The organism is Methyloceanibacter caenitepidi (genome assembly GCF_000828475.1).
In the GTDB taxonomy this organism is placed as follows: Bacteria; Pseudomonadota; Alphaproteobacteria; order Rhizobiales; family Methyloligellaceae; genus Methyloceanibacter; species Methyloceanibacter caenitepidi.
On record NZ_AP014648.1, the window covers coordinates 125,515 to 138,187 of the forward strand.

Annotated in this window: 7 protein-coding genes; 3 read left to right on the forward strand and 4 right to left on the reverse strand. The window is 59.7% G+C overall.

Annotation, left to right across the window (positions count from 1 at the left end; genetic code table 11):
* Entirely contained in the window at positions 1-4,062 is a 4,062-nt protein-coding gene (locus tag GL4_RS00660; RefSeq protein WP_045363432.1) for a helix-turn-helix domain-containing protein, read from the forward strand.
* Between the two features lie 119 nt (positions 4,063-4,181).
* Here GL4_RS00660 and GL4_RS00665 read toward each other — a convergent pair whose 3' ends face one another.
* Together GL4_RS00665 and GL4_RS00670 are read right to left on the reverse strand one after the other, a co-directional pair.
* Positions 4,182-5,354, reverse strand: coding sequence for a tyrosine-type recombinase/integrase (locus tag GL4_RS00665; protein WP_045363435.1), 1,173 nt, complete (start codon positions 5,352-5,354; stop codon positions 4,182-4,184).
* 84 nt (positions 5,355-5,438) lie between these two features.
* The gene (locus tag GL4_RS00670) at positions 5,439-6,230 is read right to left on the reverse strand and encodes a hypothetical protein (RefSeq protein WP_172653259.1); all 792 of its coding nucleotides are present in this window, start codon (positions 6,228-6,230) and stop codon (positions 5,439-5,441) included.
* 107 nt (positions 6,231-6,337) lie between these two features.
* On the opposite strand from GL4_RS00670, the gene GL4_RS18165 reads away from it, so the two are divergent.
* A complete protein-coding gene (locus GL4_RS18165) occupies positions 6,338-6,556 on the forward strand; it encodes a helix-turn-helix domain-containing protein (protein ID WP_082025371.1) in 219 nt (72 codons plus the stop codon).
* On the forward strand, positions 6,553-7,857 hold the full coding sequence (locus tag GL4_RS00675; RefSeq protein WP_172653260.1) for an AAA family ATPase: 1,305 nt from the start codon (positions 6,553-6,555) through the stop codon (positions 7,855-7,857). The genes GL4_RS18165 and GL4_RS00675 overlap by 4 nt, the downstream gene beginning before the upstream one ends.
* Before the next feature lie 152 nt (positions 7,858-8,009).
* On the opposite strand, the gene GL4_RS00680 is transcribed toward GL4_RS00675, so the two are convergent.
* Together GL4_RS00680 and GL4_RS16450 are read right to left on the reverse strand one after the other, a co-directional pair.
* Positions 8,010-10,559, reverse strand: coding sequence for a DEAD/DEAH box helicase (locus GL4_RS00680; protein ID WP_172653261.1), 2,550 nt, complete (start codon positions 10,557-10,559; stop codon positions 8,010-8,012).
* Entirely contained in the window at positions 10,556-12,334 is a 1,779-nt protein-coding gene (locus GL4_RS16450; protein ID WP_052464001.1) for a site-specific DNA-methyltransferase, read from the reverse strand. Before GL4_RS16450 ends, GL4_RS00680 begins: the two co-directional genes overlap by 4 nt.
* Positions 12,335-12,673: the final 339 nt, after the last annotated feature.

Genomic DNA, 12,673 nt, shown 5'->3' on the forward strand with positions numbered 1-12,673 from the left:
ATGATCATGGCCCAGTCAAGTACCCCCACAGATCTCACCCCCAGACACGTACGGGCGGCCCGTGCCCTCCTCGCGTGGTCCCAACAGGATCTGGCGAAGGCGGCAGGTGTCGCCACTTCGACTGTCGCTGACTTCGAACGGGGTCATCGAACCCCCATTGCCAATAACGCCCAAGCCGTCCGGACAGCCCTCGAAGGTGCAGGAATCAAATTCTTAGCCGCCGGCGCTGTCATCGGTCCTGACTTTCCCATCATTACCGCGTCCGATCGGCCCGGGGTGCCGGTCCGATGGGTCAGCGCCGAAGACCTTTCAAAGTGGGCAGACCGCGTCGAGGGTGTCGTGAGTCTGCCAACGCTCCTCGCACACTTAATCCGAGCCACCCATGGCCCGGCGATCAAGCTTCGCTTTCCCTCCGACGAGGGTGTTCGGTATCGGGGCTGGGACGGGCTCACCTCGACCGAGGTCGGAAGCACCTACGTACCCGCGGGCGAAGCGGGTTGGGAGTTCAGCGCCCAACGCAAAGACGTCCCGGGGAAGGCCAGTAAAGACTACCGTAAGCGGACGGCGGAGCCAGCGCCGCTCGAACCTGTCAGCGACGCCTACGTATTTGTCACCCTGCGCCACTGGCCAGGTAAAGACAAATGGGCCAAGGCACGCCAGGACGAAGGACCCTGGCGCGAGGTTCGCGCCATCGACGCCGACGATCTAGTCCACTGGATTGAGCAGACACCCGCCGTCGGCCTGTGGCTGGCAACTCGCCTTGGCAAGCGGCCGCCTGGAACGCGGGAATTGGAAGAGGTTTGGGAAGAATGGTCGCTCGCGACCCAGTGGCCCCTGACCGAAGACCTCGTCCTCAGCGACCGCGACCAGGACTCCGTGGAAGTGCTGCGTTGGCTCCGCGAGGAGCCATCCCTTCTATCGCTTAAGGCTACCACCACTGATGAGGTGGTAGCATTCTTCCACGCCACCTTAGGCGAGCTGCCCGACGACCTGGCGATGGCCTATCGCGCACGCTGTCTTGTAGTAAACGCCGCCGCCGCCAGGGCGCTCGCAAACTCGCCCGCGCCGCTAATCCTGTTGCTGACAGATCCCGAACCCGGGCTTGCCCGCAGTCTTGTAGAGCGCGGTCACTATGTTCTTCAGGCGTACGATGAGCGACCGATCTCGCCCGGCGAGGTACGTACGCTAGCCAGACCGTCTCGTGAGGGAATCGCCAGCGCGCTAACCGCAGCCGGTATCGCTGAGCCCCGGGCCGACGCGCTCGCCCGCGACAGCGCCCGGAATCTAGCTGTCCTACGACGGCTGATCCCAGGGGCGCCTGGACGCCGCCCGAGTTGGGCGGAGAAGCCGCCGCCCCACGCTCTATTGGCGGCGCTTCTCGTGGGAGGTTGGGACGAAGACTCCGAAGGCGATCGGGCTGCGGTTTCGGAGATTGCCGACCAACCCTACGAGGCAGTCATTGCTACTCTTGCCCCCTACGTTGGGCAATTCGACAGCCCGCTGCAGAAGGTTGGCTCGACATGGCGCATCGCCTCTCCGGCCGACGCGTGGATTCTATTAGCGCAAAACCTAACGAGTACTGACATTGCGCGTTTTGAAGCCGTGGCGCATGCCGTGTTGGGATCGGCAGACCCGCGCTTTGACATGGCCTCTGAGGACCGCTGGCTGGCGGATGTCCAAGGCGTTCATCGCGCCTACTCAGGCGCGCTGCGGCACGGGATCGGACAAGTACTCATTCTGCTTGCTCTCTGGGGCGATCGAGTCTCCACCGTTACGAACGCGGCTCGGCGGGCTGACGACATCGTAACCAAGCTACTACTGAATGCTGATCAGCAGCGTTGGTGGTCTCTTTCCAGAGACTTCCGGCTGCTGGCCGAGGCTTCGCCGAAGGCCTTTTTGAACGCCATCGAAGAGAGTCTCGACAAGAATGACCCACCCATCGGTGTTCTCTTCGGTCATGATGAGGGTGGAGTGTTCGGAACTGAACACCTGTCCGACTTGATGTGGGCGTTGGAGTCACTGGCTTGGTCGCCGGACTTGATGCCCCGAGTGACCCGCATTTTGGCTCGCCTTGACGCAATCGACACCAAGCCTCGGCACTATTCTAACGGGCCAGCCAATAGCTTGCGGGAAATTCACCTGCTCTGGATCCCGCAGACCTACGCGACTCTGAACCAGCGGCTTCACGCCCTGGATCTAATACGAAAACAAGAGCCAAACTCCGCTTGGAAGTTGATGTTGGGCATCCTGCCGCAAGGGCACGACGCATCGACGCCGTCGCCAATGCCACTATGGCGCGACTTCACTGTTGATGAGATCGAAACCGTGACTTGGGGACTTATCGGACGTGGGGCCGCAAAGATCAGCGAACGCCTACTCGCCGACGTCGGCTTGTGTGCCGCACGCTGGTCACACTTACTCGATCGCTTTGGTGATCTGGCGCCTGGGCCCGAACAAGGTCTAGAGGCGCTCGAGGCTGCAGAGACAGCGATCACCGACAAAGCTGATCGGGCAAGCCTCTGGGATAAGCTGCGCCGAGTACTCCACCATCACCGACAGTTTCCCCAGGCCGAATGGTCACTTCCAATCGCCGTGTTAGATCAGCTGGAAGCTATTTATGAGCGCTTTACGCCCAACGACCCTCTGGAGCGAGTAACCTGGCTTTTCGAACAACGCCCCGCTTTGCCGAAGCCCTCCTCGGCGGGCTGGGAAGTTGAAGAGCGAGACGTCGATGCAGCGCGACAAGAAGCGGTGCAGGCGATCTACGCCGAAGGTGGCCTATCGGGCCTCCTCTCACTTGCCCGGCGAACCGATAACCCGGGCTATATTGGCAAGGCACTGTATGACAGCGGCATGGCGACGACCGATGTTGATATAGTGCTAGAGGCGGCCGCTAGGAGCGATGAGGCCCATGATCGAGACGTCGCCCGGGGCCTGATCGTCTCCGCTTTTCGCGATCGGAAGGAGCCGTGGGCATCGGCGCTGATCGATAAGGCAAAGAAGGAGAACTGGGGCGACGCCGCTCTACTAACTATCCTTTGCGCACTCCCATATAAGCGCTGGACTTGGGATCAAGTCGCCAAAATCGGGGGCGAAATCGAAACGACCTATTGGCGCCGAGTCCCCGTATTCTGGGTAAGCGACGAGAGCGAAGACATCGCCCACGCCATCCGCATGTTGATCAGCGTGGGCCGTGCCAGACATGCGCTTCCGCTTGCAGAACGCGGCAACGAGCAACTGCCCACTGACCTGCTGGTCACAGTGCTGCAAGAAGCTGCTCGTCAGCCCTTTGAAAGTGATGGTGACGGCAACGAGGCGACCATGTTCCAACACTATGTCTCGGAAATTCTTCAGCTTCTGGACGAACGCGACGATCTCGATCGAGCTACTCTAATTCAACTCGAGTGGGACTATCTCCGGCTCATTGAACACTCACGCCGGCCAGCGAAGGCTCTGTTGGCAGCACTTTCAGAACAGCCGTCGCTCTTCATTGAGATGCTGAGCGCAGTCTTCAAGCCCAGCGAGGAAAGTGGCGTCGTCGATCCCGAGCCCGAAAACCCCGAGCATGCGCGAGCGGTCGCCATGCAAGCATATCGGTTGCTGGACTTGTGGGATCGGGTTCCTGGGACGCGTGCGGACGGCACTATCGACGGTGAAGCGCTCAAGACGTGGATCAAAGACGCCCGAACCCTGGCAAAGGAGGTTGGTCGAGAAGACATCGCCGACAGCCGTATCGGACACGTACTGTCAGCCTCACCTCAGGGCTCCGATGGCTACTGGCCAGCTGAACCGGTACGGGAGGCGCTCGATTTCTTCCGCAGCAAACCGATGATCGATGGATTTCAGGTCGGAAAATACAACCGGCGCGGGGTCACCACCCGAAGTCCGCGCGACGGGGGCAACCTCGAACGTCAGGAAGCGACTAAGTACCGGAATTGGGCAAAGTCCATTGTCTGCGATCACCCCTATACCGCCAAGGCGCTTGAAGAGATGGCAGACGGGTATGATAGTGAGGCACTTCGGAACGATCAGGATGCTGAGCGCCTCGACTGGCGGTCTTAACGTCTAGTAGCGGGCAGGTGTACCGTTGTATTGGTCAGCGGCCTCGGTCTGCGCATGTCCGCTGTAAAATCAAATCCCTTCCGCTCCTCGCACGGCGCATTTTGCGCTGCCGGCAGCGGCTAGGATGGGCCGACTTTGCCGTGCTGCGCAATTGCTGTAGCTAGGGCGAAATCAACCAACTTCACGGCCTCTTGCTGCATGCCTGGCAGCACGTGCGAATAGGTGTCGAGTGTAATGCCGACGGACGAATGGCCGAGCCGCTCGCTCACCACCTTCGGATGTACACCAGCTCTCAAGAGGTGAGTGGCGTGAGAATGGCGCAGATCGTGAAACCGAAACGGCTTCATACCTGAGCGCCGAACGAACGCCGCGAAGGCCGTCGAAAAGGCGTCTGGCGCCCATGACCCGCCACCTGGCCGGGGACAGACAAGACCGTTCTCCTCGTAAGCTGGGCCGAGCGCCAACCTCTCCTCGGCTTGAGCGGCACGGTGCGCGCGCAAAACCTCGACGGTCATTGCAGGAAGAGCGATTGATCGGCGACTCCGATGCGTCTTGGGCGCCTTGAACTTCAGTCCATCCTTCGTCTGTTCCAGGGACTGGACCACCGTCAGCGTTCCTGCCTCCAGGTCCATGTCGCTCCACCGCAGGCCAAGGATTTCCCCACGGCGAAGCCCGGTCGTCACCGCCAAGAACACAGGTGCGTAGAGACGATTCCCATCGAGGAGGCCGAGAAGCTTAGCCGTCTCCTCCTCATCGAGCGCACGCATCTCTTTGCGTTCAGCTCGTGGTGGCTCAACAGCGTCAACCGGGTTGCGCGCCAGCAGCTGCCACTTGACCGCCTGCGCGAGCGCCTTGTGAAGCACGCGGTGGAAATGCACGACGCTCTGCGCTGACAAACCGCCCTTGCCGTCCTTCCGCCCTCTGGCCAATGCATGGCTGTAGAAGGATTGGATGTGCAGAGGAGCCAGCTTGGGGAGCATGTACGTTCCGAGAGCCGGCCGTATGTGGCCGTCGATCATTTCCCGGTAGCGTTCGAAGGTTTTGGCGGAGACCTTGGGCTTCGCGTAGTCGGCGAGCCAACGGTCGAAAAACTCGCTGACGGTCATACGAGCGGGCTCGACATATGCCCCGATGTTTAGCTCGTTGAGGAGGCGGGCAAGTTCGCGTTGGGCGTCGCGGCGTGTGCCTTTGATCGAATGCCACTTCTGACGCCGCTTGCCGGCGGCATCGCGACCAAGATCCAGCACGATGGCCCACGAGGACCCTCCGCGCTTCCGGATGTGTCCCCTCATTGCCTTGACCTCCTACACGTTTGCAATCGGTTTGCAGCGATTACTAAGCATCTGTTTTGCAGCGTCTTTCCAGCGGTGAACGGTTTACCTAACCGCTTTGCGGCGCCTGTGAGCACGCACACGGCACGTCGGCGAACAGACCTGCTTTTCCGGGCGCCCTAAGCCCGGCTTTACCGAAAACCAGGCGTCACATTCCGGACACGGGCGATGCTCGACACCGTTGGCGATCGAAGCTCCCCACTGCACCTCGAGAAATTGCGCCAAAGACGACGCCACAAACCTACTCTCAGGGGATCCCGTCTCGGCACTGACTTCGAGCTGAAACGCAAGGCTACCAACCAAGTCCGGATTGAAGGAATACTCCAGATAGCGCGCAATATCCTGGTCCTGGGATTTCAGCAGCTTCCAATCCGAGAGCCTCCCTCGGATGTGCGCGATCCATTCGTACCAAAAATACAGACTCTCGGCGCGAAAAGTCAGCCCATGCCCAGCCAGACCTTCGAGGTGCCACTTATCCACCGCGACAGCCCGAGATGTTTCGTCATAGGTCTGACCAAGACAGAAATCAGGCCTCAGAAACCCATATTGATTGGCGAGACTAATGATTCGGTCAGGGCTCGGTTCGGAACGCGCAAATTCCAAATAGAGCTCCGGCGCGTCTTTTGGTGCGCCCATGTTAGGTGCGCTTCCAACTGGGAACTGAGCGCTATCGGCGCATAGAAACCAGCCAGGCAGGTCTTGAAATAGCTCCGGCCTTTGGAAAAGGCGCGCGTCGTCGAGCAGTTCATCATCATCGATATTGGGACCTTTGTCCGGCGCACTCCAGACGCCTTCCAGATCCCGATAAAGCCAATGGAACCCGCCGTGAGGCACCATGCTCAAGTAACAGAGTCGCTGCATAGAATGTGGAACGCATATGGAATGTTGACGCGTTACAAACGTACTCCCATGCTCCATCACCGTCAACCACGGAGGAGCACGACATGAAAGCGATTACAAACAGACAAACACTGACCATCGTCGAAGCCGGAGAGGCCTTAGGCATTGGTCGCTCGGCGGCTTATGAAGCCGCCCGATCTGGCGAACTGCCTACGATCAGGATCGGGCATCGCTTGCTAGTCCCAGTCTTGGCATTGGAGAGCCTCCTTCGCAGCTGTTTGTCTCCCAGAGGCGCGCTGCACGACCAGGACCCGCAAAATTGACCGACCAAGAGAGGGAGTTAGCCACGCGCAACTCCCGGCCCGAGCGATCGACAGACCTTGTGATCGTGCGTGCCGCAGACATCACACCCGAGAAAATCGAATGGCTTTGGCCAGACCGACTACCACGGGGCAAATGCGTCCTTGTTGCCGGCGAAGGTGGGTTGGGAAAGAGCATGATGCTCGTCCATATCGCCGCCACAATCAGCCGCGGCTCGGAATGGCCCTGCGGCGAAGGGCGGTCACCGCAGGGCTCCGTCATCATTCTTAGCGCCGAGGATGAGGCTTCAGACACCATCGTTCCTAGATTGATGGCAGCAGAGGCGGACCTCTCGCGGATTCAAATCGTCTCCGCTGTTCGTACGAAAAGTAGAAACGGACATCGTGCCTTCAATCTGCAGCAAGACCTAGGAGAACTGGAGTTGGCAGTGGCTGAAATCGGAGACGTGGTTGCCATCATAGTCGATCCGATCACCTCGTATCTGGGACGCGTTGACTCGCACAAGAACTCAGAGCTTCGCTCGATACTTGAACCTCTTGGCGAGATGGCATCGAGACGCGATGTGACCGTGATCGCGAATACGCACCTCAACAAATCAACGCTGGGAAACGCCAACGGCCGTGTGATCGGCAGCGTGGCATTCGTCAATCACGCAAGGCATGTGTCCATTGTCGCCCGGGATCCTGCGGACGCGCATAAGCGCCTCTTCTTGCCGTCCAAAAGCAACCTCGGTCGAAGCCAAAAGGGTCTGGCCTTTCGGATTTTAGAGAAGACCATTATTGGGAACGATGACGTAGAAATAGTAGCGCCGTGCGTAGTCTGGGACGATGAAATGACCGACATGACGGCCGACGAGGCCCTCCAAGCGCCTGACGCCGAGCGCGGAGCCAGACGTGCCCAGGATGAGGCCAAAGAGTTTCTGCAAGAGATTCTATCGCAAGGGCCGATCCCTCAAAAAGCCATCCGAAAGGCTTCGGAAGAGTTGGGGCTGGCTTGGCGGACAGTACAACGAGCAAAGAAATCGATGGGTATCGAGGCTCGCCGCTCCAACGACGTCTGGTATTGGCATATGCCCAGAAGTGATCCCGCCGACAACAAGCGCGCCAGTCTAGACAGTGGCGCTCTTGGCACTCTTGGCTCTCCCGACGGAGACGACGCAGAAACCAAGGACGCCAAGGGCGCCAAGAGCGCCGCAGCAAATATTGGCGACCTTGCCAACGGTCGTCACGTGGACGCCTATCCGGAATTACCTGAGTGCCTCGACAGGAGAAGGAAGATCGGCCCCGCGCAGCAACCAAACTAGGCGCGGCGTCCACTGGACACCGTCACGGTCTGCAGTGGCAATACCTCTCGAGCTTCGCATTTTTATTTTGATGAATTCATTGCGAAATCAATGGCTTATTTTTTCCAGAAATATCATTTCTCCTCATGAGAATGAGAGGAATATGGTCTGGCTTACACGATATAGACGAGTTCCTTCACGTCGAAGCGGTCCCTATCTACGATCCTGTGCAGGCCCTCAGCGTAGCCCGCGCGTATCCACGTGCCGTCAGACCGGTAGATCCAGAAAACGTTGCGATACTCGCGATGCTGGACACGGATTTTCTCTACGTTCCGATCCGATTGCAGCCGCCCGGTTTCGCCGTCGTCCTTGATCTCCACCAGCGCAATCGCGTCCGGAGTCGTGCGCCCGCTCACGCCCACAACGAAATCCGGGAAGAAGCGGTGCCCAGAAGGCAGGATCAACCGCGTAGCCCAAGTCTCGTTCTCCGGGTTGCGCATCCACCATTTCACGGTACCAGTATGGTCCGCGTCGAGGAATGCGGCGAAGTCCTGTTCCTCTTTGTTCAAACGGTGTGGGAACACTCCATAAGCGGACTTCTGGGCTTTGCTCAGCCCATCAGGTCCAAAATACTGCTCCGGGACCGGCTCGCTGGCGTCGCTGCGTACGTTGCGGGACTGCGCAGTCTTGATCGCATTCTTCAGCTTCTCAGGGGCCAGCATCCCGGCAAGGTCGATGGCCCGGCGCAAGTCGCGTTCGTCCGCTTCGATGCCCTTCTCGTCCACGATGGCACGCAGTTCCTCCACCAGCGCGCGCTTCAGCAGGCGCGGATCGATGGAGTCGTTAAAGTTGAACGCCAACTGCGCCTTCTCGGCCACGCGCGCGTTCGACAAGCGCAGGCGCAGGTCTACCGTTTCCTGCAACTCTGCAGCGAACAGGTCGCGCAGGTCCAACTGAGCCTTTGCCAGGCGACGTTGCAGCAGGCCCGTCACATCGGCCAGGCGACAAAACTCGCGCGCAATGTCTTGGACGAGATCGTCTAGATTCGACGGGTCGGGCGGAAGCTCGCGAATCAGCGCCTCGGGCAGGTCCAAATCCCGCCGCAGGGGATAGGGGCGGAAGTTCGGCTTAGCGGATTGCATCCCTCCTTCTGGCTTAGGAGCTTCTGGCAGGTCTCCGAATAGAGGCGTATCACCTAATAGGCGCTGCCATGTCTCGCCCGCCACAATGGCCCGGTCCTGTTCCGCCTCGGGCATGTCTTGCACGTCCGGGCGAACCATTCCTTGATCGATCAACTCCGAAAGGCGTTGCTGGCGTTCGTCCGGCGTCTGCGGCGGGCGCGGCGAGAATGTGGTCTTCGGCTGGACGTCCGCCATCAAGGTCGGCGCATCGGGGTTGCCAAACTCGTAAACGTCCAGATCGTCGGTTATCAGTTCGATGCTCTCCCGCACCGCCTTCAACTCGTCAACCGCCGCTTGTAGGCCCGCCTGCATTTCGGGGTCGGTCAGCAGAACGTAACCGCTGTCCAGCAGTGGATCTTGGCCGTGGATTGGCCGCACGGACGGGTGCACCCGCATGATCCGACCCACGATCTGCATGCCGAAGTCTCGTCCACGGTTCGGGCGCACGGAAACAAGGGTCCATGCGCGGGGCGCGTCAAAGCCCGTCGCCACCGCCACCTTGAAGATCAGCACATGCTTGTTGGGATCGTAGGCGAGGCTGTGGAAATCCGGATCTGGTTCACCCGAGGTGTGCGTGGCGATCGCGTCGTCATCCACGCCGATCTCCACCAGCTTGTCGCGCACCCGCTTCACGGGGTCTTTCTCGCCCTTGGCTTGGTCCTCTACCTGCACCAGCATGAGAGGGGACACCGCCAGCCCGCGTTCCTTCAGGCGGTCGCGGACCCGGCAGTGCTGGGTCCACCCCGCCTGAAGCGTGGCCTGTTCGTGGTCGATCAGGTCGCGGTCGCCTTCGCGGAAGCGGATCACCCCTAGCTTCAGCCCTACTTTGTTCAGCCCGGCCTCCACCACGTCCGCGCGAGGCACGACGACGCGGCTCGCCAGCTCGATACCTGCGGTGCGCTCGAAGGCGTCCAGCTTGTCGTCATTCGGCGTGGCGGTGGCAAGGATCGTGAAGTCGGGTTTAATGTGCTCTAGGTAGAATTCGGCCGCCACCTTAGCGGACGCGCCGAAGTTCAAGTGCGCCTCGTCGATCACCACGCCCACGAAGAAACCCGAATCGCGCAGGCTGGCGATCATGTCGTCAAAGGACAGCGCAGCTTCACTGGTGCGGCGGACCTTGCGAGCGTTCTTGTTGCTGGCGGCGACAGTAGCCCATGTCTGGATGAACACGTCCCCGTCGCGGGTGCCCTTGGGCTCGCGATCCTTGGCCACGTCGCGCACGCGCAGACCACCGCACTGCTCCACCAGCGCCTCGCGCGTCTGCGTCACAAGGCCGGAATATGGGGCAAACCACAACCACACTACGGGCCGCGTGAGCGAGCCCCTCAACCCTTCTAGCACCCGGCCCAGCACCAGCGTCTTCCCGGACCCCGTGGGGCTTTGCAGCAGTGTCACGCCGCTTTTCAATGCAATGGCTTGGCGGTGCGCCGGGTCGCGGTCGTGCAACTCCGCCACCTTAACTATCACGCCCAAAAGCGCGTCTACCGCGCGGGTCTGATAGGCGGCAAGCGAAAGTCGCAGGAGTTTAGCGGGCGCGGTCAATTTTGGAACCGCTTCACCAGCGTGTCGCGGACCGGGCGGATATCTACATCGGTTCCGTCGAGATGTTGCGCGATCTGGCCCGGAGCCCAGGCATAGACGAACAGGTTCTGCCGGTCACGGCCCCGTAGCCAATCGAGCAGCGAGTTGTCGAAGCTGTCCACCAGCACCAGCGCCACGTGGTCGCCCTCGTGCAGGGTCCACGGACGTGCGGGATCGTATGGCGTCAGAGGCAGGTCGTGCATCGCCTCAAGCGCCACCCATGCATCGGCGGGCGTCAGGTCGTAGTCGAGATCTTCGAATGCGATTTCATAGGTGCGCAGATAGGCGAAGGCGGCCGCGAAGTCCGCGTACCTTGGGTCTTTGCTGGCGTTCAGGCGGCGAACACGTTCCGCCGAGACGTCGCGGCAAATGTTCTTGTCGGGCTCGTCCTCGGACGCCTCGGTAGACGAGACCATGATGAAGCGGCGGCGACCCCCGTCTTCGGCGTTCAGTTCCATCACCGCCTGCGCCGTGGTAGCTGAGCCTGCAAAGAAATCCAGCACCAGATCGTCAGGGCCGGTGGACTGACGCACCAATTCACGGATCAGGGAAACCGGCTTGGCATAGTTAAACGCAGGGTGACCGAATATACGGGAAATCTCGCGCGTCCCCTCGCCTGTCATCCCAGACCGGACAAATATCCTATCCTCATCTTCGTCAGGTTCATTCAACTTCCGTATGAAGCTTGAAGTTGGCTTCTTCGCTTCCTTCAAGTCAGACAAGAATTGCTTCTTACGAACAGTCCCAAGTCCGATCTCTTTGCCGATCCAAAAATCAAGATCCGGCAGATCAACCTTAAGGTAGGGATGCGCCAAGCCGCTCTGAATTGCCTCAATTAACTCCTCGCGAGTTTCGAACTTTTGCGACTCTCCTTCCTTCGAAAACAGTATCAAGTCGTTCTCAAACATATCTTCAAAGGTAGCGCCTCTGGCACCCTTCATACCCCTTAACAGGAAAGGCCACACGCGATTGGGATTGCACGGATGCCAGTGCTTCGTCCGTGGATTCTGAACAGGAAAATAGCTGTTCTCTCGCTCGATGCGGGTCTTGTTCGTTTGAAGTGCAACGCTTGTCCATGGTCCGCGAGGATCATTGTCTGGATTACTATATTTTTCCTGATCCGCCAGGCTGCCGCCGAAGCGGAACGTTGGCTTCCCGTAGGCAATGACATACTCGTTGTCTTGGCTAAAGTACGGACCGTCTCCCTTCGTGCCCGCCCTTGTTTGCCACGTAAAACTGCCGATCCGCATGCCCGGCATTGCTTCATCGGCCATTAGTTCGAGGTATGCTCGCTGGTCATCATTAATCGAAATGAGCAGTACCCCGTCCTCCGCCAGCAAGTCTCGCGCAAGCGTCAGGCGACGATATAGAAACTCAAGCCAGGTTGACTGACGAAACCGGTTCTCACGGTTCATGTATCGGTCGTTATAGACCCAATCCTTGTTGCCGGTGTTGTAGGGAGGGTCGATGTAGATGCACTTTACCCGACCTGCGTGAGTCATGCGCAGCCAGCGCAGCGCGTCGAAGTTGTCGCCCTCGATCACCAGATTGTCCCACGGCGCAGGCTTGTCCGACAGGTCGGGCACGATGCGGCAGGTGACGAAGTTCGCATCCACCGCCTGGTCAGCCTCAATTTCGTCCCGCTCCCACACCAGCCCCAGCTTCTTGGTCCGGTCGCGCTTTTCTAACAGCTCAACGAGTTGCGCGGGCGTCAGGTCGTCGTATTTCCCGGCCATAAAAGTCTTTCTGCCTATCCAACCATCCTGCAACCTAACTTCGGCGCGATCCGAACGGAAGCGGCTATACGAGCCCTGCGAAAACCGACGGACAACCGGGGACGGGCGCGTCTGCCAGGACGGAGTCCAGACCTTCGGGATCGGTACCGTTGACAGGCACGCTTACTGGCACAGACCATCCCGATCTACCGGACGTTAGCAGGCGGACAAGGGGCATCCGCTCTACCCTCAAATACGGGCACGGGGTGGCAGAGGATTTTGCAAACGAGATTGCAAACGAACCACGCAGCATAGAACCGTATTCGAAGTCATGATCCGGGATGACCGCGGTATAAATAG